The following is a 21,976-nucleotide window of genomic DNA, read 5'->3' as shown; positions in this document are numbered from 1 at the left end:
ATTCAATCTTTTGACCAGAAATAAATTATTGAAAAGAAAAATTTGCGGAGGCGTAAATTAGTTTCTACTTTTGTCGCCAATTCACGACATTAAAACCTTACAAAGCAAATGGCTAATGACATTATATGGCAGGGAAAGCAGATGATGATAATTCTAATTTAGCTTTGAGGCGTTATTTCGGTATCTTTCCCTGGGGGAAAGATACCGGGTGTGATTATTTTTCGGGGAGTTTGATGTCTTTAAACATCTCTTCAATATCTTCATTTGAGCGTAATGCCACGGCGGTATCCACCACGTCACGCGTTAAATGAGGGGCAAAGCGCTGAATAAAATCATACATATAGCTGCGCAGGAAGGTGCTGCGGCGGAACCCAATTTTTGTGGTGCTATGGCTGAAAACGTCGTGCGCATCAAGACGCACCAGGTCAGGGTCTGACACCGGATCGACCGCCATGCTGGCGATGACGCCCACGCCCAATCCAAGCCGGACATAGGTCTTAATCACGTCCGCATCGGTCGCGGTAAAGACAATGCGCGGCGTTAACCCTGCCCGGTTAAATGCCGTATCAAGCTCGGACCGGCCGGTAAAGCCAAACGTATAGGTCACCAGAGGATACTGGGCCAACTCTTCGATAGTGACCGACCCTTTACCCGCCAGGGGGTGATCGGGGGTCACCACAATAGAACGGTTCCAGTGGTAGCAAGGGAGCATCACCAGATCGTCATACAGGTGAAGCGCTTCGGTGGCGATGGCAAAGTCTGCATTCCCCTTAGAGACGGCTTCAGCGATTTGCGTTGGCGAGCCCTGGTGCATATGCAACGAGACGCGAGGATAACGCTCGATAAAGCCTTTGATCACGCCGGGCAGCGCATAGCGCGCCTGAGTATGCGTCGTGGCAATATACAGCGAGCCTTTATCCGGCCAGGTATGCTCCCCCGCCACAGACTTAATCGCATCGACTTTAGAGAGGACTTCACGAGCAATGCGGATGATTTCCTGCCCTGCAGGCGTCACCTGAGTGAGATGCTTACCGCTGCGGGCGAAGATCTGAATGCCTAACTCATCCTCCAGCATACGAACTTGTTTGCTGATGCCCGGTTGCGAGGTATATAGCCCCTCGGCGGTAGAAGAGACGTTAAGGTTATGATTCACCACCTCAACGATATAACGAAGCTGCTGTAATTTCATGCCAGACCATCCGATTTAGCGCATGCGGTCAATCGCTTAAGACGATTTAATAATAAGAAACAGGTTAACTATAACCACTATATCATTTATAGCCTGACTGTATAGTACGGAACAAAAAATAATAACAAGGTAATAAAAAAGGGCCGGAAATCCGGCCCTTTTACAGGTAAGTTACGGTTAGGGAAGATTATTTCTTGCCTTCAACCCATTTGCCATCGACAAAGAAGGCTGACCATCCGGTCGCTTTACCCTCTTTCTCTGCCGCAACATACTGCTGCTTTGTTTTACGGCTAAACCGCACCACGGTTTTGTTGCCTTCCGGATCCTGCTGCGGCGCATCGGCCAGATAACGCAGTTTCTCCGGCAGACGATCGCGGAAGCGATATAGCTCTTCCACCAGCGGCGCGCGGGTTTCACGCGATTTCGGGAAGGTGTTGGCGGCCAGGAAGACACCTGCCGCGCCGTCACGCAGCACGAAGTACGCGTCGGATTTCTCACACGGCAATTCTGGCAGCGGAACCGGATCTTCCTTCGGCGGAGCCACTTCACCATTACGCAGAATTTTGCGCGTGTTTTTACATTCGTCGTTGGTACAGGCCATGTACTTACCGAAACGTCCCATTTTCAGGTGCATTTCAGAACCACACTTTTCGCACTCCACAATCGGGCCGTCATAGCCTTTAATGCGGAACTCGCCCTCTTCGATCTCATACCCGTCACACGTTGGGTTATTACCGCACACGTGCAGCTTGCGTTTTGGATCGATCAGGTAGCTGTCCATTGCCGTGCCGCATTTTTTGCAGCGGCGCTTGGCACGCAGAGCGTTCGTTTCCGCATCGTCACCTTCCAGCACGTTGAGAACTTCGTTCTCCGGCACCAGGTTGATGGTGGTTTTGCAGCGCTCTTTTGGCGACAGCGCATAGCCGGAGCAGCCCAGGAACACGCCCGTGGTGGCAGTACGGATCCCCATCTTGCGGCCACAGGTTGGGCAGTCGATGCTGGTCAGTACCATCTGGTTAGGCAGCATGCCGCCCTCTTCAGGGTCTTTCTCCGCTTTTTCAAGCTGGTCGGTGAAGTCGCTGAAGAAGCTGTCGAGGACCTTTTTCCATTCCGCCTGGTGGCTGGCAACCTGGTCGAGACTGTCTTCCATTTGCGCGGTGAAATCGTAGTTCATCAGCTCGCGGAAGTTGGCTTCCAGACGATCGGTGACGATCTCACCCATTTTTTCCGCATAGAAACGACGGTTTTCAACACGGACGTAACCGCGATCCTGAATCGTCGAGATAATTGAGGCGTAGGTCGACGGACGGCCAATACCGCGTTTTTCCAGCTCTTTTACCAGGGAGGCTTCACTGAAGCGTGCCGGTGGCTTGGTGAAGTGCTGAGCCGGGATCAGCTCAACCAGAGACAGTTCATCACCTTTGTTCACCGCAGGCAGCGTTCGGTCTTCATCACCTTTACGCAGCGCAGGCATCACTTTCGTCCAGCCGTCGAAACGCAGAATACGACCGCGCGCCTTGAGACGGAAATCACCCGCGCCAACGGTCAGCGTGGTGGAGTCGTACTGGGCTGGGGTCATCTGGCACGCCACGAACTGACGCCAGATCAGCTGATACAGCTTCTGCGCGTCGGCTTCCATATCTTTCAGCGATTCAGCCAGCACAGAGACGTCAGAAGGACGAATCGCTTCGTGCGCTTCCTGAGAATTCTCTTTACTGGCGAACTGGTTAGCGCTTTCCGGCAGGTATTTCTTACCGAAGTTGTCGCTGATGTAGCCACGCACCATGTTGACCGCGTCCTGACTCAGGTTGGTTGAGTCGGTACGCATGTAGGTGATGTAACCTGCTTCATACAAGCGCTGGGCCATCATCATGGTCTTCTTCACGCCGTAACCCAGACGGGTGCTCGCCGCCTGTTGCAGGGTGGAGGTGATAAACGGCGCACCAGGCTTGCTGCTGGTCGGCTTGTCTTCACGTTCCAGCACCTGATAGCGTGCCTTTTCCAGCAGCGCCACGGCGGCCATGGTCTGGTCGCGGTTTTCCGGGCGGAAAGGCTTATCGTTCTGGTGGGTAACCTGCAGCGGCAGAGCGTCACCGCCCGGCGTGGTCACACTGGCATCGACTTCCCAGAACTCTTCCGGCACGAAGGCTTTAATTTCGCGCTCGCGCTCAACGACCAGACGCACGGCGACGGATTGCACACGACCTGCGGACAGGCCACGGGCAATCTTTTTCCACAGCAGTGGAGAAACCATGTAGCCCACAACGCGGTCCATAAAGCGACGCGCCTGCTGGGCGTTAACACGGTCGATGTTTAGCTCGCCCGGCTTCTCAAACGCCTGACGAATCGCATTCTTCGTAATTTCGTTAAACACTACGCGGCTGTAGCGTTTGTCATCACCCCCGATAACTTCCCGCAGGTGCCACGCAATGGCTTCCCCTTCGCGGTCAAGGTCGGTTGCGAGATAGATGTGGTCTGCTTTTTCAGCCAGCTGCTTCAGCTCGTTAACGACTTTTTCTTTCCCTGGAAGCACTTCATATTGTGCATCCCAGTTATGCCATGGGTTAACACCCATGCGGTTGACAAGCGCGCTACGTTCATCCTTTTTAGGCTTTTTAGCCCCTTTGGTGGAGGTAGAGTCTGCGCTCTTTTTGCTGGCTGAGCCACTGGTCGGCAAATCGCGGATATGACCAACGCTGGACTTAACCACGTAGTCATTACCCAGATACTTATTGATCGTTTTGGCTTTTGCCGGGGACTCAACGATGACGAGAGCTTTACCCATATTCACCTTTACCTAATTTAATTCTTCCAGGAATACGCCGCACGTTGATTTCCCTTCCGCTGACGACGAGCCAATGATATTGCGACTGCGTCAGGAGATATCAACCCCTTTGTCTTACCGGGCGTTAAAGAAAAGACGCCCAGGTGATTGAGTTCTCGGGTATTTTTCTCACATCTCGTGTAATTCGTGACGAATTCCCGGTTGAATGTCAAGCAATTCTGTTGCCAGAATGACGAAAGCGCACACTCTACCTGATAAAATTCGTTACGCAACTTTATTAGCATGCAAAAGCAAATCCTGCCAGCCAGGCCCCTGCACCTTATCCCCTCACATTACAGGGAAAATTTGCCCCCAAAGCGCCCTCGGCGTAGACTATTGTCACTGTTTAAGGAGTGGATTATGCAGAATACGACCCAACCTATTGACCGAGCCTCTCTGCTTATCGAAGCAAACAAGCTTATTCGTGACCATGAAGATACGCTGGCAGGCATTGAAGCCACCGGCGTTGAGCAGCGTAATGGCGTGCTGGTTTTCAGCGGCGAATACTTCCTTGATGAACAGGGCTTACCGACCCCGAAAAGCACCGCCGTGTTTAACATGTTTAAATACCTGGCACATACGCTTTCCGAGAAATATCACCTGGTCGATTAACGCAAAACGCGAGGCATAAGCCTCGCGTTTTTGTTTACAGCAGCGGTTTTTGTCCACGCTGTAGCCAGCGGAGCAGCAGGCGGTCCGCGCTTTCTGCCGCACTGTTGGTAAAGCGGTCAAGGAGTCGCTTGCGCTGGGCAAAGCGGACGCCCACCAGTTCCCGGCCTTCCATCAGGTTGAGCAGCAGATCGTCGCTGGTTCCGACTTCATCCACCAGCCCTTTCTCCTGCGCCTGAACGCCGTACCAGTGCTCACCCGTTGCGACCTGCTCAATGTCCAGCGTCGGGCGCATACGGTGCACAAAGTCTTTAAAGAGATGATGTGTTTCGTTGAGATCCTCACGGAATTTTTGGCGCCCTTCTTCCGTGTTTTCCCCCAGCAGCGTCAGGGTACGTTTGTATTGACCCGCGGTGTGAAGCTCGATATCAATCTCTTTATTTTTCAGGAAGCGGTTAAAGTTCGGGATCTGTGCGACCACGCCGATCGAGCCAATAATCGAGAACGGTGCGGCCACAATTTTGTCCGCCACGCAGGCCATCATGTAGCCACCACTCGCCGCCACTTTATCTACGGCCACGGTCAGCGGGATCTGTTTTTCACGCAGGCGCTGCAGCTGAGAGGCCGCCAGGCCGTAGCCGTGCACCACGCCCCCCGGGCTTTCAAGGCGTACAACGACCTGGTCCTGAGGCGTCGCCACGGCCAGCACGGCAGTGACCTCTTCGCGCAAAGACGCGACTTCATGCGCATCCATGCTGCCTTTAAAATCGAGCACGTAAACCCGTGGCGTGACCTTATCCTGTGGCGTATTGAGCTTCGCCTTTGCCTTTGCCGCTTTGGCTTCCTGTTTATGCTTTTTCTTCTGCGCTTTGAGCCACAGTTTCTGTTGATGACTGTCAAGCAGCGCCAGAGACATCTCTTCCTGCATCTCTTTATACTGCTCGCTCAGGCGGGTGATGCGTAACTCCCCACGCTGACGCTTGCGCTGCGTCAGGTTGACAATCAGAACGGCAACCACCGCAATGGCAATCACCACCGTCGCGATTTTCGCCAAAAACAACCCATATTGAGAAAGTAATTCCACGCGTTCCACCTTGATTTAACCACGAATCTTTCACGGCAGTGTACAACACCCCTGCCCATGCGTCTCGCTCGTGACACTACCTCTGCGAGGCGCCTTCAGGAATCCCCGGTCTGGCGTTTAAATATTTGCAAATTGTTAATTTTACAGCAATGCGTCCTGTAGACTGATTGAATTATCAGGCGAATTCGGGCATAAAGCCGAAAAGTCACAAAAGAAGGCGTGTTTAAGTCACCGTGCGCCGAGGAGTCACCTTGCATTATCAACCGCAAAAAAATCTGCTGCAGAACCGCATCATTCTTGTCACTGGGGCCAGCGACGGGATTGGCCGTGAAGCGGCGCTGACCTACGCTGAGTATGGCGCGAGCGTCATCCTGACCGGCCGCAACGAAGAAAAACTTAAAGGGGTGGCGCAGGAGATTGAAGCCGCAGGGGGTATTCCTGCTCGCTGGTACACGCTCGATCTGCTCACCTGCACGCCCGCGTCATGTCAGGAGCTTGCTCACCGCATCAGCACCCATTACCCGCGCCTGGACGGCGTACTGCATAATGCCGGCTTGCTTGGCGAAGTTCGCCCGATGGATGAACAGGATCCCGAGATCTGGCAGGAGGTCATGCAGGTCAACGTCAACGGGACGTTTTTCCTGACCCAGGCACTCCTTCCTTTATTACTCAAATCGGATTCGGGTTCACTGGTGTTCACCTCCTCCAGCGTAGGCCGTGAGGGGCGCGCAAACTGGGGTGCTTATGCCGTATCAAAATTCGCAACCGAGGGCATGATGCAGGTGTTGGCAGAGGAGTACCAGAGTCGCCATCTGCGAGTAAACTGCATTAACCCGGGCGGTACGCGCACCAAAATGCGCGCCAGCGCCTTCCCGACGGAAGACCCGCAGAAGCTGAAAACGCCGGCAGACATTATGCCGCTCTATCTCTGGCTGATGGGCGACGACAGCCGCCGCAAAACCGGGATGACCTTTGACGCCCAGCCGGGCCGTAAACCAGGAATCTCGCAATGAGTGAAGAACGTCATCAGCAGCGCCAGCAGCGTCTGAAGGAACAGGTTGATGCGCGCGTCGCGGCCGCTCAGGACGAGCGCGGGATCGTCATCGTCTTTACCGGCAACGGCAAAGGGAAAACCACGGCCGCATTCGGCACGGCGACACGCGCCGTCGGCCACGGTCAGAAGGTCGGCGTTATCCAGTTTATTAAAGGTGAGTGGCCTAACGGCGAGCGTAATCTGCTTGAGCCTCACGGCGTTGAGTTCCAGGTGATGGCGACCGGCTTTACGTGGGACACTCAGAACCGCGAAACCGATACCGCAGCCTGTCTGGCCGTCTGGGAGCACGCTAAAAGAATGCTGGCCGATCCTTCACTCAATATGGTTCTGCTGGATGAGATCACGTATATGGTCGCCTACGACTATTTGCCGCTGGACGCCGTGCTTAATGCCCTGAAAAACCGTCCCGCCCATCAGACGGTCATCATCACGGGCCGCGGGTGTCATCGGGATATTCTGGAGCTGGCAGATACCGTCAGCGAGCTGCGTCCGGTTAAACATGCGTTTGATGCGGGCATCAAAGCGCAAATAGGGATTGATTACTAAAGAATAAAGCCCGGTATCTTCACCGGGCTTTTACATTAACCGTTGTTATTACGGCTGCCAGAGCGGCGGTTGCTGCTCACCTGGCTGTGACGCTTCACCGCACGGCGAATCTGGTTCGCCTTCATGCGGCGACGATCTTTTTCCACCGCCACTTTAGAGGTGGTTTCCGGCGTCAGACCGACCAGCTCGCGCAGATAGTTGGTCTGGGTCAGATCCAGTTCGGTATAACCCCCACGCGGCAGGCCTTTTGGCAGCAGGATGTCGCCGTAACGGACACGGATCAGGCGGCTAACCTGCACGCCTACCGCTTCCCAGAGACGACGCACCTCGCGGTTGCGGCCTTCGGTCAGGGTCACGTTATACCACTGGTTGATGCCTTCCCCACCGGTAAATTTGATGGTTTTGAACGCCGCAGGACCGTCTTCCAGCTGAACGCCACGCGACAGGTCGCGCAGTTTATTCTCATCAACCTGGCCGAACACGCGCACCGCGTATTCACGTTCCACTTCACGGCTTGGATGCATCAGACGGTTTGCCAGTTCACCATCGGTGGTAAACAGCAGCAGACCGCAGGTGTTCACGTCCAGACGGCCAACGGCAATCCAGCGAGCGCCACGCAGTTTAGGCAGACGGTCAAACACCGTCGGGCGACCTTCCGGGTCATTGCGGGTACACAGCTCGCCTTCCGGCTTGTAGTAAGCCAGCACGCGGCAGATCTGCTCAGCGGACTCTTTCACGGAGATAAGATGACCGTCGATGCGGATCTTCAGCCCCGGTACGATTTCTACGCGGTCACCCAGCGTGGCGATTTTACCGTCCACACTCACGCGGCCCGCTTCAATAATGGCTTCGATTTCACGGCGTGAACCGTGGCCGGCACGCGCCAGCACTTTCTGTAACTTCTCGCTCATTGAGCTTCCTCAGGTGTCGCCTTCACAGGCGTCGAATCAGGTCAAAAGAGGGCCGAGCCCTGCTTTGATGGCCGCGTAGTATATCTGCTTATACCATTACAAGAAAGGCTTTACATCGCCCACGCCTTCTCGAATCACTTCCGGTGCATCTTCGGTTAAGTCGACCACGGTGGTCGGCTGCTGGCCGAGATAACCGCCGTGAATAATCAGCTCGACCACCTTCTCCAGACGATCTTTGATCTCTTCCGGATCGGACTCGGTAAACTCGCTGCCGGGCAGCATCAGCGAGGTAGACAGCATCGGTTCGCCGAGGGTTTCCAGCAGCGCCTGCGCAATCGGGTTCGACGGCACGCGCATGCCGATAGTCTTACGCTTTTCCTGCAGCAGACGGCGCGGCACCTCTTTCGTTCCTTTCAGGATGAAGGTGTAGTTGCCCGGCGTGTTGTTCTTAATCAGGCGAAACGCCACGTTATCGACATAAGCATAGGTCGACAGCTCAGAGAGATCGCGGCACATCAGGGTAAAGTTATGGCCGTCCGGCAGCTGGCGAATACGGCAAATGCGTTCCATCGCCCCTTTATCTTCAATTTTGCAGCCCAGCGCGTAGCCGGAATCGGTCGGGTAGACAATCACGCCGCCTTTGCGGACGATCTCCACGGCCTGGTTAATCAGGCGTGGCTGCGGGTTATCCGGATGGATATAGAAAAACTGACTCATACTTCCCTCTCTTCAATTTGCTGCGGCTGTTCCCAGAGCTGCCAGACCGGCTCAACGCCAGCGGGCAGCCAGAGCTTGCGCCCCAGTTCGATCCAGGCGCAGGGCTGATGGAAATCAGAACCCTGTGAGCCAAGCAGGCCGTACTGTCGGGCATAGGTCGCGAGCTGCGCGCGCTCGTTGGGTGCCTGCTGACACTGGGCGACTTCCATCGCCTCTCCACCGTTTTCGGCAAAGTGCGCCAGCAGCCTTTTCAGCCATTTAGCAGAAAGATTATACCGCCCCGGATGGGCCAGCACGGCCTTACCGCCAGAATGATGAATCACATCAATAGCTTGTTTTATTGTACACCACTGTGGCGGAACGTATCCGGTTTTCCCGCGCGCCAGATACTTTTTAAAGACATCCGCCATCGTCGTGGCTTTACCCGCCTCTACCAGAAAACGGGCGAAATGACCGCGCGTAACCGCCCCGCCGTTCGCCAGCTTTTGCGCACCTTCCAGCGCGCCAGGAATATGTGCCTTTTCCAGACGCTCGCCGATCATCTCTGCGCGCTGGTTGCGGCGCGTTTTTTGTTCTTGCAAAAAGTCAATAAGTGCCGGATGGTCTATATCGATGTTCAGGCCAACGATATGAATCTCATGGTTTTCCCAGACGGTCGAAATCTCGACGCCGGACACCAGATTGAGTGCCAGCCCGCAGCGGGCAATCTCGGCGCGCGCTGCCGGAATGGCATCCGTCGTATCGTGATCGGTTATCGCCAGCGTGCCGATGCGCATTTCAACGGCACGATGAACCAGGGCTTCGGGTGTCAGCAGGCCATCAGAGGCCTGAGTATGGCTGTGTAAATCATAAATAATCGCGTAGGTGGTATCGCTCAAAGCACTTCCCATAACAGGTTGAAGACATCCGAAACCGCCATGATACCGACTTAACGTGAAATTCTGAAATCAAGGGTTGACAACACGCCATCGAACTAGTTAACTAGTACGCAAGTTCACACGAGAAAGGTATCTGAAAATGACAGCACATTTCACTCTGCACGGCTGGTGGCGTACTTCCTGATCTTCGGGCAGTGTCACGCGTCTGCGAAATGCAAACAGATACCCGCCCGCTACTCAGCGGGCTTTTTTTTGAACAGAATAAATGAGAACACCAACATGCAAACAGCCAAACCCCATCTCGAATTGCTGACCTGCGAGGCGGCCTATCGCCACAACCCGACCGCGCTGTTTCATCAGGTGTGCGGGGCTCGCCCGGCAACGCTGCTGCTGGAATCTGCGGACATCGACAGCAAGGACGATCTGAAAAGCCTTCTGCTGGTCGACAGCGCGTTGCGCATTACCGCCTTAGGTGACACTGTCACTATTAAGGCTTTGTCAGACAATGGCGCATCGCTGCTGCCGCTGCTGGATGCCGCCCTGCCTTCAGGCATCGAAAACGAGCGTCATCCGGAAATGCGCATTCTGCATTTCCCGCCGGTTAGCCAACTGTTAGATGAAGACGCGCGCCTCTGTTCCCTGTCCGTCTTTGATGCCTTCCGCCTGCTGCAAAACCTGGTCACCGTTCCGCACGATGAGCGTGAAGCGATGTTCTTTGGCGGGCTGTTTGCTTACGACCTGGTCGCGGGATTTGAAGATTTGCCGGAAACCGAGCAGGGCAATCGCTGCCCGGACTACTGTTTCTATCTGGCCGAAACCCTGCTGGTGATCGACCATCAGAAACAGTACACCCGCATTCAGGCCAGCCTGTTCACGCCTTCTGGCGCTGAGAAAACCCGTCTGGAGCACCGCATTGCCCAACTGCAGCAGCAAATGACGGAAGCGCCGCCTGCGCTACCGGTGCAGCGCGTGGAAAAAATGACCTGCGATGTGAACCAGACCGACGATCAGTACGGTGCCGTGGTTCGCCAGATGCAAAAGGCGATTCGCGCCGGGGAAATTTTCCAGGTCGTGCCTTCCCGTCGCTTCTCTCTGCCCTGCCCGTCCCCGCTGGCCGCTTACGACGTGCTGAAAAAGAGCAACCCCAGCCCGTACATGTTCTTTATGCAGGACAACGACTTCACGCTGTTCGGCGCCTCGCCGGAAAGTTCGCTGAAATATGACGCCACCAGCCGCCAGATTGAGATCTACCCGATCGCCGGAACCCGTCCGCGCGGACGTCGCGCAGACGGCTCGCTGGATCGCGATCTCGACAGCCGCATCGAGCTGGAAATGCGCACCGACCATAAAGAGCTCTCCGAGCACCTGATGCTGGTTGACCTGGCGCGTAACGATCTGGCTCGTATTTGCACCCCAGGCAGCCGCTACGTGGCGGACCTGACTAAAGTCGACCGCTATTCATTCGTGATGCACCTGGTCTCCCGCGTGGTGGGCGAGCTGCGCCACGACCTCGACGTGCTGCACGCCTACCGCGCCTGCATGAACATGGGCACCCTGAGCGGTGCGCCGAAAGTACGTGCCATGCAGCTGATTGCCGCCGCCGAAGGACGCCGTCGCGGCAGCTACGGCGGCGCGGTGGGCTATTTTACGGCCCACGGTGACCTCGATACCTGCATCGTGATCCGCTCCGCCTATGTCGAAGACGGTATTGCCACCGTTCAGGCCGGCGCCGGGATTGTTCTTGACTCTGTTCCGCAGTCTGAAGCTGACGAAACCCGCAGTAAAGCACGCGCGGTATTGCGCGCCATCGCTACCGCACATCACGCACAGGAGATTTTCTGATGGCTGACATTCTGCTGCTCGATAACATCGACTCCTTTACCTATAACCTGGCAGATCAGCTGCGTGCGAATGGTCACAACGTCGTTATCTACCGCAACCACGTCCCGGCGCAGACCCTGATTGACCGTCTGGCAACCATGCAAAACCCGGTGCTGATGCTCTCCCCCGGGCCAGGCGCACCGAGCGAAGCGGGCTGTATGCCGGAGCTGCTGACCCGCATGCGCGGCAAGCTGCCGATTATCGGCATCTGTCTCGGCCATCAGGCGATTGTGGAAGCCTACGGCGGCTACGTTGGCCAGGCAGGTGAAATCCTCCACGGTAAAGCGTCCAGCATCGAACATGACGGCCAGGCAATGTTTGCCGGACTGCCGAATCCGCTTCCGGTCGCGCGCTACCACTCGCTGGTCGGCAGCAACATTCCCGCCGGGCTGACCATCAACGCCTCGTTTGAAGGGATGGTGATGGCGGTACGTCACGACGCGGATCGCGTCTGCGGGATGCAGTTCCATCCGGAATCCATCCTGACCTCCCACGGCGCCCGCCTGCTGGAACAAACCCTGGACTGGGCGTTACAGAAGCTGGAGCAGACCAACACCCTGCAGCCGATTCTGGAAAAACTGTACCAGGCACAAACCCTGAGCCAGCAGGAGAGCCACCAGCTCTTCTCCGCCGTGGTTCGCGGCGAGCTGAAGCCGGAACAGCTCGCAGCCGCGCTGGTGAGCATGAAGGTCCGCGGTGAAAGCCCGCAGGAGATCGCCGGTGCCGCCACGGCCCTGCTGGAAAATGCCGCCCCGTTCCCGCGCCCGGACTATCCGTTTGCCGATATCGTCGGCACCGGCGGTGACGGCAGCAACAGTATCAATATTTCAACCGCCAGCGCCTTTGTGGCCGCAGCGTGTGGCCTGAAGGTGGCGAAGCACGGTAACCGCAGCGTTTCCAGCCGGTCGGGCTCGTCTGATTTGCTCGCGGCATTCGGCATTAATCTCGATATGAACGCCGAACGTTCCCGTGAAGCGCTGGATGACCTGGGCGTATGCTTCCTGTTTGCGCCGAAGTATCACACCGGTTTCCGCCACGCAATGCCGGTTCGTCAGCAGCTGAAAACCCGCACGCTGTTTAACGTGCTCGGCCCGCTGATCAACCCGGCCCATCCGCCGCTGGCGCTCATCGGTGTCTACAGTCCGGAACTGGTCCTGCCGATTGCCGAGACCCTGCGCGTGCTGGGTTACCAGCGTGCCGCCGTGGTGCACAGCGGCGGAATGGATGAAGTGTCTCTGCATGCCCCGACGCTGGTAGCCGAACTGCGCGACGGTGAAATCCTGAGCTACCAGCTCGAAGCCGCTGACTTTGGTTTAACTCCGTATCACCAGGAAGCGCTGGCAGGCGGTACCCCGGAAGAAAACCGTGACATTCTGACGCGCTTATTACAAGGTAAGGGAGAGGTCGCCCATGAGGCCGCCGTTGCCGCCAACGTCGCCATGCTGATGCGTTTGCACGGCGAGGAAGACCTGAAGGCCAACGTTCAAAAAGTTCTGGATGTACTGCGCTCCGGTGCAGCTTACGATCGCGTTACCGCACTTGCGGCAAGAGGGTAAAGAATGCAGACCGTTTTAGCGAAAATCGTTGCCGATAAGGCCATCTGGGTGGAAGCCCGCAAGCAACAGCAGCCGCTTGCCAGTTTCCAGAATGACGTCGTCCCGAGCAGCCGTCGTTTCTATGACGCCCTGCAGGGTGCGCGCACCGCGTTTATTCTTGAGTGCAAAAAAGCGTCCCCGTCCAAAGGCGTTATCCGTGACGATTTCGACCCGGCGCGCATTGCCGGCATTTATAAGCATCATGCGTCCGCTATCTCCGTGCTGACGGATGAGAAATATTTTCAGGGCAGCTTCGATTTTCTGCCGATCGTCAGCGGCATCGCGCCGCAGCCGATCCTGTGCAAAGACTTTATTATCGACCCGTATCAGATCTGGCTGGCGCGCTTTTACCAGGCCGACGCCTGCCTGCTGATGCTCTCGGTGCTTGACGACGAGCAGTATCGCCAGCTTTCTGCCGTCGCGCACAGCCTGAAAATGGGCGTGCTGACCGAAGTGAGTAATGAAGAGGAGCTGGAGCGCGCGATTGCGCTGGAAGCCAAAGTGGTCGGCATTAACAACCGCGATCTGCGTGACCTGTCCATTGACCTGAACCGCACGCGCCAGCTGGCGCCGCGTCTGGGATCTGGCGTCACGGTCATCAGCGAATCCGGCATTAACAGCTACGCCCAGGTGCGCGAGCTGAGCCACTTCGCCAACGGTTTCCTGATTGGCTCCGCCATGATGGAACATGACGATCTCAATGCGGCAGTACGTCGCGTGCTGCTGGGTGAGAACAAAGTCTGCGGTTTAACCCGCGAACAGGACGCCCAGGCCGCGTATGAAGCCGGAGCGATTTATGGCGGGCTGATTTTTGTGGACTCCTCTCCTCGCGCGGTCAGCGAAGAGCAGGCGCGTAAGGTCATCGCCGCGGCACCACTCAGCTATGTTGGCGTGTTCCGCAATGCGGATATCGCCGAGGTGGTTGAAAAAGCCGACGCGTTATCCCTGAGCGCGGTGCAGCTTCACGGCGATGAAGATCAGGCCTATATCGATGCCCTGCGCGCCACGCTGGCGCCGCAGGTACAGATCTGGAAAGCGCAACGCGTTGACGATACGTTGCCCCCGCGTAACCTGAACCACGTGGATAAATACGTTCTCGATAACGGTCAGGGCGGAACCGGCCAGCGTTTTGACTGGTCCCTGCTGAACGGCGAAAAGCTGGACAACGTTCTGCTGGCGGGCGGATTAAGCCCGGATAACTGTGTAGAAGCCGCGAAAACCGGCTGCGCAGGCCTCGATTTCAATTCAGGCGTAGAGTCCCAGCCGGGTAGTAAAGATGCCAGCAAACTGGCCTCGGTTTTTAAAACTCTGCGTGCATATTAAGGAAGAGAAGATGACGACATTACTTAACCCGTATTTTGGTGAGTTCGGCGGGATGTACGTCCCGCAAATCCTGATGCCCGCGCTGCGCCAGCTGGAAGAAGCGTTTGTGAGCGCGCAGAAGGATCCGGCGTTTCAGGCTGAATTTACCGACCTGCTGAAAAACTATGCAGGCCGCCCAACGGCCCTGACCAAATGCCGCAATCTGACGGAAGGCACGAAAACCACGCTGTATCTTAAGCGTGAAGACCTGCTGCACGGCGGCGCGCACAAGACTAACCAGGTGCTGGGCCAGGCGCTGCTTGCGAAGCGTATGGGCAAAACCGAAATCATCGCCGAAACCGGCGCAGGCCAGCACGGCGTGGCCTCGGCGCTCGCCAGCGCCCTGCTCGGCCTGAAATGCCGCATCTATATGGGGGCGAAAGACGTTGAGCGTCAGTCTCCAAACGTTTTCCGTATGCGTCTGATGGGTGCGGAAGTGATCCCGGTGCACAGCGGATCCGCGACGCTGAAGGATGCCTGTAACGAAGCGCTGCGCGACTGGTCTGGCAGCTACGAAACCGCGCACTATATGCTCGGTACCGCGGCGGGTCCGCACCCGTTCCCGACCATCGTGCGTGAGTTCCAGCGCATGATCGGGGAAGAGACCAAAGCGCAGATCCTCGAAAAAGAGGGTCGCCTGCCGGATGCGGTCATCGCCTGCGTCGGCGGCGGGTCAAACGCCATCGGCATGTTCGCAGACTTTATCGACGACACCCGCGTGGGTCTGATTGGCGTCGAGCCTGCGGGTCACGGCATTGAATCGGGTGAACACGGCGCGCCGCTGAAGCATGGCCGCGTGGGGATCTACTTCGGCATGAAATCCCCGATGATGCAGACCGATGAAGGCCAGATTGAAGAGTCTTACTCTATCTCCGCTGGCCTCGACTTCCCATCCGTCGGGCCGCAGCACGCCTATCTGAACAGCACCGGTCGTGCGGACTATGTCTCCATTACCGATGACGAAGCGCTGGAAGCGTTCAAAACGCTGTGCCGCAGCGAAGGGATCATCCCGGCGCTGGAATCTTCGCACGCTCTGGCCCATGCGCTGAAAATGATGAAAGACAATCCGGAAAAAGAGCAGCTGCTGGTGGTCAACCTTTCCGGACGCGGTGACAAAGATATCTTCACCGTTCACGATATTCTGAAAGCACGAGGGGAAATCTGATGGAACGCTACGATAACGTATTTGCAGAACTGAAATCCCGCCAGGAAGGCGCGTTCGTTCCCTTCGTCACCCTGGGCGATCCGGGCCCAGAACAGTCGCTGAAGATCATCGACACCCTGATTGAAGCCGGTGCCGATGCGCTGGAGCTGGGGATCCCGTTCTCTGACCCGCTGGCGGATGGCCCGACTATCCAGAATGCGACGCTGCGCGCGTTTGCTTCGGGCGTGACGCCAACCCAGTGCTTCGAAATGCTGGCGGCGATCCGTCAGAAGCACCCCACTATCCCGATTGGCCTGCTGATGTACGCCAACCTCGTGTTCAACCGCGGTATCGATGAATTTTACGCCGAGTGCGCCCGCGTGGGCGTCGACTCTGTTCTGGTCGCCGACGTGCCGGTCGAGGAGTCCGCGCCGTTCCGCCAGGCGGCGATGCGTCACAACGTCGCCCCGATTTTCATCTGCCCGCCGAACGCCGATGACACACTGCTGCGCCAGATAGCCTCTTACGGGCGCGGTTACACGTACCTGCTCTCCCGCGCAGGCGTGACCGGTGCCGAGAATAAAGCGACCCTGCCGCTGCATCATCTGGTGGAAAAGCTGGCCGAGTACCATGCCGCGCCGCCGCTGCAGGGCTTCGGGATCTCATCTCCGGATCAGGTCACCGCGGCGATTGACGCGAAGGCCGCGGGTGCCATTTCCGGCTCTGCGATTGTGAAGATCATCGAGAAGAACGTGGACAAGCCCGAGCAGATGCTGGCCGAGCTGAAGGCGTTTGTGACCGCCATGAAGGCGGCGACGCGTAAAGTCTGACCCCTCCACCGTCTGGCATCCCTGCCAGACGGTTAGCCTTTCTTCCCCGCCTTCAACAAAGGATTACGTCAAAATTGATCCTATCGATATTTTCGGTGTGAATGGCTTTTCAAACTGTCGTGTGAGCGTATGATCTGGACTCTTTTTTAGCTTTAATCCTTCTGAGTTCAGAGGCTTATTCATGTCATGGCAATCCTTCAAACAGGCTTACCTGGTTAAGTTCTGGTCACCCGTTCCGGCCGTTATCGCGGCAGGCATTCTCTCTACTTATTATTTTGGCATTACCGGCACCTTCTGGGCCGTGACCGGCGAGTTCACCCGCTGGGGTGGTCAATTGCTGCAACTCGCTGGCGTGCATGCCGAAGAGTGGGGATACTTTAAGCTCATCCACCTCGACGGCACCCCGCTTACCCGCATCGACGGGATGATGATTATCGGCATGTTCGGCGGCTGTTTCGCGGCCGCGCTGTGGGCAAATAACGTTAAGTTGCGTATGCCCAAAAGCCGGATCCGCATTTTGCAGGCGGTTGTCGGCGGCATGATTGCCGGTTTCGGCGCGCGTCTGGCGATGGGGTGTAACCTTGCCGCCTTCTTTACCGGGATCCCGCAGTTTTCGCTTCACGCCTGGTTCTTTGCCGTCGCCACGGCCATCGGCTCTTACTTTGGCGCAAAATTCACCCTGCTGCCGCTGTTTCGTATTCCAGTGAAAATGACAAAAGTCAGCGCAGCATCTCCGTTAACCCAGAAGCCCTCTCAGGCCCGCCGCCGTTTCCGCCTCGGAATGCTGGTCTTTTTCGCCATGGTGGCATGGGCGCTCTGCACCGCCTTGAACCAGCCTAAGCTCGGTCTGGCGATGCTGTTCGGTGTGGGTTTTGGTCTGCTCATTGAACGCGCGCAGATCTGCTTTACCTCCGCGTTTCGCGATATGTGGATCACCGGGCGCACGATGATGGCGAAGGCGATTATCGCCGGGATGGCGGTCAGCGCCATCGGCATCTTCAGCTATGTCCAACTGGGCGTCGAACCGAAAATCATGTGGGCCGGTCCTAACGCGGTCATTGGCGGCCTGCTGTTTGGCTTCGGGATCGTGCTGGCTGGCGGGTGTGAAACCGGCTGGATGTATCGCGCCGTGGAAGGCCAGGTGCACTACTGGTGGGTGGGGCTGGGCAATGTGATTGGCTCGACGATCCTGGCGTACTGCTGGGATGACGTGTCTCCCGTCCTGGCCACCCGCTGGGACAAGGTCAACCTGCTGAATACCTTCGGACCTCTCGGCGGCCTGCTCGTCACCTACGCCCTGCTGTTGGTCGCTTTTTTACTGGTCGTCGCACAGGAGAGACGTTTCTTCCGCCGTGCGGGCGTTAAAACAGAAACGCAGGAGAATGCAGCATGAAAGAGATCGTGCCTGATTATCGTCTGGATATGGTTGGCGAGCCCTGTCCATATCCGGCGGTGGCTACGCTTGAAGCGCTGCCGCAGCTTAAGAAAGGTGAAATTCTGGAGGTGGTCAGCGACTGCCCGCAGTCCATCAACAACATACCGCTGGATGCGAAAAACCACGGTTATACGGTGCTGGATATCCAGCAGGATGGCCCAACCATTCGCTATCTGATTCAAAAATGATCGCTAAGGGCCTCGTCAGGGGCCTTTATCGTATTGAATTATAAGACATCTTGATCCACGGCAAAAACGCGATTTTTGACTTAAGTAAAATCTCATTTCCCTTTTGAAGGAGGTTTTCGCGGTTTGATGTATTTACGAGCTTTACTGGTCTTCGCCTTATTGATTCCCTTCCACGCGCTGTCCCTGAATTTCTCTTCTACTTTCCTGCGTCTTAATTGTCCGCAAAGAGGACTTGTCGAGGTTATTCTGCACGTTTATGACCACACTCAGGAACGGTGGCGCGGCCATTTTGAAACCGGTGCGGGGCATAAACGTGCGGGTGATACCGAAATGATCCCGTTTGCCAACGGCGATATTCTCTTCCATTCCGTATCCAGCGACGCTTTCAGCTATTTATATGATGGGGAAACGATCCTGAGGCACTGCGTAAAGCTCGATGAGCGGCCGGTTTATCCGTCGTTTTGACGTGAGCAAAGCAAACTGGCCACCCTGTGGCCAGTTTGACGGGGAATCAGAAGCGATAACCCGCAGAGAACATAAACACCCACGGATCCAGACGAGTGCTGATACTTTGCTGCTGGCCGCCCGCCTTGAAGCGTACGTCCGTATCAATATCCATATACCAGACCGAGGCGTTGATCAGCCAGTCGCGGTTAATCAGATAATCCAGGCCAACCTGCCCCGCCATGCCCCACGAATCTTTCAGGCTGAGATCCGTCAGACCCGCCTCTTTACCGGTATCGTTGAATTTCTCATCAAAGAAGGTGGTGTAGTTCACACCGGCGCCAATATATGGACGCACCTTGCTGCTTGAGTCGCCGAAGTACCACTGCGCCATCAGCGTTGGCGGTAAATGGTGAACCGTGGCGATATCACCGGTTGGCCCGAGGCCCACGCGATGACGGAACGGCGTTGCGGCCAGAAGCTCAACGCCCACGTTATCCGTCGCCATATAGGTGAAAGTTAAACCTAACTGGGTGTTATTACTGACGTTAAAACCGCCCATTCCCAGCACGTTATCCGAACCTTCAGTTGGGCGAGCCGTAGCCGAACCGGCACGAATAAAGAATTCGCCTGCTTCATGCGCATACGCGCCGCCAGAGAGACTGCTTAATACAAGGGCTGCCACCGCTAATTTTTTCATATCCGCTCCATCGTTGTGGTTTTAATCGCGGATGAGAATATACTCACAAAAGAGTAATAAGTGATCTGCCACAGATCACATTAAAACCAGTAACTTAACATTCATTGATCTGGATTAATTTTTTGTTACGCACTCAAAACCAATAAGTTGTTTCCATGTCAATTTTTGGCATTTCACGGTTACAAAATTTTCCCTTTTCCCCCTCTTGCTCTTCCTCTGGCGGCTGGATAATTTATCGCTCTCACAAATTGATTTGATGCGTTCTTCTTTTGCAGGTGTGCCATGAGTGATATCAACCCGTGCATGACGTGCGGAGCCTGTTGTGCGTATTTTCGAGTCTCTTTCTACTGGGCCGAAGCCAGCGATGGCGGTGGTAGCGTTCCGGTTCATCTTACCGAGCCGTTAACCCCCTTTTTGCGCTGCATGAGCGGCACGAACCAAAAGCAGGCCCGCTGTGTGGCGCTACAGGGTGAGCCTGGGGTCTCGACCCGATGTTCCATCTATGAGGATCGCCCCAGCCCGTGCCGGGAATTTGCCATGTCGGGGGAAGATGGCCAGGTCAACGAAGCCTGTAACCGCGCCCGCGCGCGGGTTGGATTACCGCCGCTTTACAAAGATATGCTTTTCCATACAAGCCTTGATGCTGCCACAGCAGGTGCATCCGGTGTACAATTGCCGGCTAATTAACACCTGCAATACTCAAGGAGAGTGCATGTCTATCACGGCGAAGTCTGTCTACCGTGACACGGGAAACTTTTTCCGCAATCAGTTCATTACCTTTTTACTGATCGCGTTGCTTTGCGCCTTTATCACGGTGGTGCTGGGCCATGCCTTCTCACCGAGTGAAGAACAGATTGCCAGCCTGAGCCAGGGCGACCATCTTGCGGGTAGCGTGGGATTGTTTGAGCTGGTGCAAAACATGACGCCGGAGCAGCAGCAAATTCTGCTGCGCGCCTCTGCCGCTTCGACGTTCTCAGGCCTGATTGGTAATGCAATTCTGGCGGGCGGCGTTTTGCTGATGATTCAGCTGGTATCGGCGGGTCACCGCGTCAGCGCCTTACGCGCGATTGGGGCGAGTGCACCGGTCTTACCTAAGCTGTTTATCCTGATCTTTTTAACCACGATGCTGGTGCAAATGGGGATTATGCTGGTCGTGGTGCCGGGCGTTTTACTGGCTATCGTGCTCGCATTTGCGCCGGTGATGATTGTGCAGGATAAGATGGGAATTTTTACCGCGATGCGCAGCAGCATCAGACTGGCATGGGCTAGTATGCGTCTGGTGGCGCCCGCCGTGATCGGCTGGCTGCTGGCCAAAACGCTGCTGTTATTGTTTGCACCGAATTTTGCGGTATTAACGCCTAACGTCGGCGCCGTGGTGGCGAATACGCTGAGCAATCTCATTTCAGCGGTACTGCTCGTCTATCTGTTCCGCCTGTACATGTTAATTCGTCAGTAATCCCGAGGCGGGGGCATCGCTGTCTCCCGCCCCGCTCAGAAGATGGAATCACAGAATGAAGCAGTTTCTTGATTTTTTACCGCTCGCGGTGTTTTTCGCTGTCTATAAGTTGTACGACATTTTTGCTGCAACAAAAGCGTTAATCGTCGTGACCGCCGTTGTGCTGATCTACAGCTGGATTCGCTATCGCAAAGTCGAAAAAATGGCGCTTATCACGTTCGTTTTAGTAGCGGTGTTCGGTGGATTGACCATTGCCTTGCATGATGTTGAATTTATTAAGTGGAAGGTGACTGTTATTTATGCGTTGTTTGCAGCAGCGCTATTGTTCAGTCAATGGTTCATGAAAAAACCCCTGATCCAGAGCATGTTAGGTAAAGAACTAACGCTGCCGCAGGTGGTCTGGTCGCGTCTGAATACCGCCTGGGCAATCTTCTTTATTCTCTGTGGTCTCGCTAACATCTATATTGCCTTCTGGCTGCCGCAGGATATCTGGGTCAACTTTAAGGTCTTTGGCCTGACCGCGCTGACGCTTATCTTCACGCTGTTAAGCGGCGTATACATCTATCGTCATATGCCGCAGGACGACAACCACTGATTACTGACTGACCAGAACGTCAACGACGGGCGTTCTGGTCTATTCTCTCCGCACGCGAATCATAGTAGCATCCCGCCTGAAGTCTTCCGTTACGAGTTAAAACAATGACAACAACTAACGCCCCTCAGGGCGAACTGGTTTTACGCACACTGGCAATGCCCGCTGACACCAATGCCAATGGCGATATTTTTGGCGGCTGGCTGATGTCGCAGATGGATATGGGCGGCGCAATTCTGGCAAAAGAGATTGCCCACGGGCGCGTGGTCACCGTGAGAGTGGACGGCATGACCTTCCTGCGCCCGGTTGCGGTGGGTGATGTGGTTTGCTGCTACGCGCGCTGCGTGAAGCGCGGTAATACCTCCATTTCCATCAACATCGAAGTCTGGGTGAAGAAAGTCTCTTCTGAGCCGATTGGGCAACGCTATAAGGCCACTGAAGCGCTGTTTATTTATGTTGCCGTGGACAGCGAGGGTAAACCTCGTCAACTTCCACAGGCCTGATCGACAGGCAAAAAAGCCTCCTTTCGGAGGCTTT

The 21,976-nt window shown here is 55.8% G+C and carries 23 protein-coding genes and 1 other annotated feature; of the genes, 16 read left to right on the top strand and 7 right to left on the bottom strand.

Translation table 11 applies throughout. The features are described 5' to 3' along the window. Nucleotides 1–214 precede the first annotated feature (214 nt). Both cysB and topA read right to left on the bottom strand, forming a co-directional pair. A complete protein-coding gene (cysB, locus tag B498_RS03840) occupies nt 215–1,189 on the bottom strand; it encodes an HTH-type transcriptional regulator CysB (protein ID WP_008502814.1) in 975 nt (324 codons plus the stop codon). 187 nt (nt 1,190–1,376) lie between these two features. Then, nucleotides 1,377–3,974 (bottom strand): type I DNA topoisomerase, encoded by a 2,598-nt coding sequence (topA, locus tag B498_RS03845; protein WP_008502813.1) that lies wholly within the window; start codon nt 3,972–3,974, stop codon nt 1,377–1,379. A gap of 399 nt (nt 3,975–4,373) precedes the next feature. Between topA and B498_RS03850 the strand changes: the two genes are divergently transcribed. Beyond that, the gene (locus B498_RS03850) at nt 4,374–4,625 is read left to right on the top strand and encodes a YciN family protein (protein WP_003856804.1); all 252 of its coding nucleotides are present in this window, start codon (nt 4,374–4,376) and stop codon (nt 4,623–4,625) included. A 34-nt stretch (nt 4,626–4,659) separates the two neighbouring features. Here the strand turns inward: B498_RS03850 and sohB are convergent, their stop codons facing one another. Beyond that, entirely contained in the window at nt 4,660–5,706 is a 1,047-nt protein-coding gene (gene sohB, locus B498_RS03855) for a protease SohB (protein ID WP_008502812.1), read from the bottom strand. A gap of 251 nt (nt 5,707–5,957) precedes the next feature. Between sohB and B498_RS03860 the strand changes: the two genes are divergently transcribed. Both B498_RS03860 and cobO read left to right on the top strand, forming a co-directional pair. Further along, complete coding sequence (locus B498_RS03860) at nt 5,958–6,719, top strand: YciK family oxidoreductase (protein ID WP_008502811.1); 762 nt, start codon at nt 5,958–5,960, stop codon at nt 6,717–6,719. After that, nucleotides 6,716–7,306: a cob(I)yrinic acid a,c-diamide adenosyltransferase gene (gene cobO, locus B498_RS03865; RefSeq protein ID WP_008502810.1), complete on the top strand. Its 591-nt coding sequence runs from the start codon at nt 6,716–6,718 to the stop codon at nt 7,304–7,306. Before B498_RS03860 ends, cobO begins: the two co-directional genes overlap by 4 nt. A 35-nt stretch (nt 7,307–7,341) precedes the next feature. Here the strand turns inward: cobO and rluB are convergent, their stop codons facing one another. The 3 genes from rluB to rnm all read right to left on the bottom strand — a co-directional run bounded on the left by rluB (nt 7,342) and on the right by rnm (nt 9,812). After that, nucleotides 7,342–8,217 (bottom strand): 23S rRNA pseudouridine(2605) synthase RluB, encoded by an 876-nt coding sequence (gene rluB, locus B498_RS03870; protein ID WP_008502809.1) that lies wholly within the window; start codon nt 8,215–8,217, stop codon nt 7,342–7,344. Between the two features lie 96 nt (nt 8,218–8,313). After that, on the bottom strand, nt 8,314–8,934 hold the full coding sequence (locus tag B498_RS03875) for an L-threonylcarbamoyladenylate synthase (protein ID WP_003856793.1): 621 nt from the start codon (nt 8,932–8,934) through the stop codon (nt 8,314–8,316). Next, a complete protein-coding gene (gene rnm / locus B498_RS03880; protein WP_032623059.1) occupies nt 8,931–9,812 on the bottom strand; it encodes an RNase RNM in 882 nt (293 codons plus the stop codon). Before rnm ends, B498_RS03875 begins: the two co-directional genes overlap by 4 nt. Before the next feature lie 139 nt (nt 9,813–9,951). Here rnm and trpL point away from each other — a divergent pair, with 139 nt between their 5' ends. The 9 genes from trpL to B498_RS22560 all read left to right on the top strand — a co-directional run bounded on the left by trpL (nt 9,952) and on the right by B498_RS22560 (nt 18,712). After that, a complete protein-coding gene (trpL, locus tag B498_RS23535; protein WP_106993556.1) occupies nt 9,952–9,996 on the top strand; it encodes a trp operon leader peptide in 45 nt (14 codons plus the stop codon). After that, nucleotides 9,973–10,066 (top strand) — a sequence feature (Trp leader region). (Overlaps the previous gene by 24 nt.) Nucleotides 10,067–10,091: 25 nt before the next feature. Continuing rightward, a complete protein-coding gene (locus B498_RS03885) occupies nt 10,092–11,654 on the top strand; it encodes an anthranilate synthase component 1 (protein WP_008502807.1) in 1,563 nt (520 codons plus the stop codon). Next, a complete protein-coding gene (gene trpD, locus B498_RS03890) occupies nt 11,654–13,249 on the top strand; it encodes a bifunctional anthranilate synthase glutamate amidotransferase component TrpG/anthranilate phosphoribosyltransferase TrpD (protein WP_008502806.1) in 1,596 nt (531 codons plus the stop codon). Before B498_RS03885 ends, trpD begins: the two co-directional genes overlap by 1 nt. 3 nt (nt 13,250–13,252) lie before the next feature. Then, on the top strand, nt 13,253–14,611 hold the full coding sequence (gene trpCF, locus B498_RS03895) for a bifunctional indole-3-glycerol-phosphate synthase TrpC/phosphoribosylanthranilate isomerase TrpF (RefSeq protein WP_008502805.1): 1,359 nt from the start codon (nt 13,253–13,255) through the stop codon (nt 14,609–14,611). Between the two features lie 10 nt (nt 14,612–14,621). Next, nucleotides 14,622–15,815 (top strand): tryptophan synthase subunit beta, encoded by a 1,194-nt coding sequence (trpB, locus tag B498_RS03900; protein WP_008502804.1) that lies wholly within the window; start codon nt 14,622–14,624, stop codon nt 15,813–15,815. Continuing rightward, entirely contained in the window at nt 15,815–16,624 is an 810-nt protein-coding gene (gene trpA / locus B498_RS03905) for a tryptophan synthase subunit alpha (protein WP_008502803.1), read from the top strand. Before trpB ends, trpA begins: the two co-directional genes overlap by 1 nt. Nucleotides 16,625–16,805: 181 nt before the next feature. Further along, entirely contained in the window at nt 16,806–18,017 is a 1,212-nt protein-coding gene (gene yedE / locus B498_RS03910) for a selenium metabolism membrane protein YedE/FdhT (protein ID WP_008502802.1), read from the top strand. After that, nucleotides 18,014–18,247, top strand: a complete 234-nt coding sequence (gene yedF / locus B498_RS03915) for a sulfurtransferase-like selenium metabolism protein YedF (protein ID WP_003856774.1) — start codon at nt 18,014–18,016, stop codon at nt 18,245–18,247. The genes yedE and yedF overlap by 4 nt, the downstream gene beginning before the upstream one ends. Nucleotides 18,248–18,373: 126 nt before the next feature. Beyond that, nucleotides 18,374–18,712, top strand: a complete 339-nt coding sequence (locus B498_RS22560; RefSeq protein ID WP_071530987.1) for a hypothetical protein — start codon at nt 18,374–18,376, stop codon at nt 18,710–18,712. A 46-nt stretch (nt 18,713–18,758) separates the two neighbouring features. Here B498_RS22560 and ompW read toward each other — a convergent pair whose 3' ends face one another. Next, entirely contained in the window at nt 18,759–19,391 is a 633-nt protein-coding gene (ompW, locus tag B498_RS03925) for an outer membrane protein OmpW (RefSeq protein WP_008502800.1), read from the bottom strand. Nucleotides 19,392–19,673: 282 nt separating this feature from the next. Between ompW and B498_RS03930 the strand changes: the two genes are divergently transcribed. The 4 genes from B498_RS03930 (at nt 19,674) to yciA (ending at nt 21,942) form a co-directional block, all read left to right on the top strand. Continuing rightward, complete coding sequence (locus B498_RS03930; RefSeq protein ID WP_008502799.1) at nt 19,674–20,078, top strand: YkgJ family cysteine cluster protein; 405 nt, start codon at nt 19,674–19,676, stop codon at nt 20,076–20,078. 25 nt (nt 20,079–20,103) lie between these two features. Continuing rightward, nucleotides 20,104–20,847: a YciC family protein gene (locus B498_RS03935; RefSeq protein ID WP_008502798.1), complete on the top strand. Its 744-nt coding sequence runs from the start codon at nt 20,104–20,106 to the stop codon at nt 20,845–20,847. 55 nt (nt 20,848–20,902) lie between these two features. Next, nucleotides 20,903–21,442 carry a septation protein A gene (locus B498_RS03940; RefSeq protein ID WP_008502797.1) on the top strand — a complete coding sequence of 180 codons (540 nt, stop codon included), beginning with the start codon at nt 20,903–20,905 and terminating at the stop codon, nt 21,440–21,442. 104 nt (nt 21,443–21,546) lie between these two features. Then, entirely contained in the window at nt 21,547–21,942 is a 396-nt protein-coding gene (yciA, locus tag B498_RS03945; RefSeq protein WP_008502796.1) for an acyl-CoA thioester hydrolase YciA, read from the top strand. Nucleotides 21,943–21,976 lie beyond the last annotated feature (34 nt).

The organism is Enterobacter sp. SST3 (assembly GCF_000286655.1).
Taxonomy (GTDB): domain Bacteria; phylum Pseudomonadota; class Gammaproteobacteria; order Enterobacterales; family Enterobacteriaceae; genus Enterobacter; species Enterobacter roggenkampii.
Note: the sequence above shows the minus strand (reverse complement) of the source record. Positions and strands in the feature narration are given on the sequence as shown.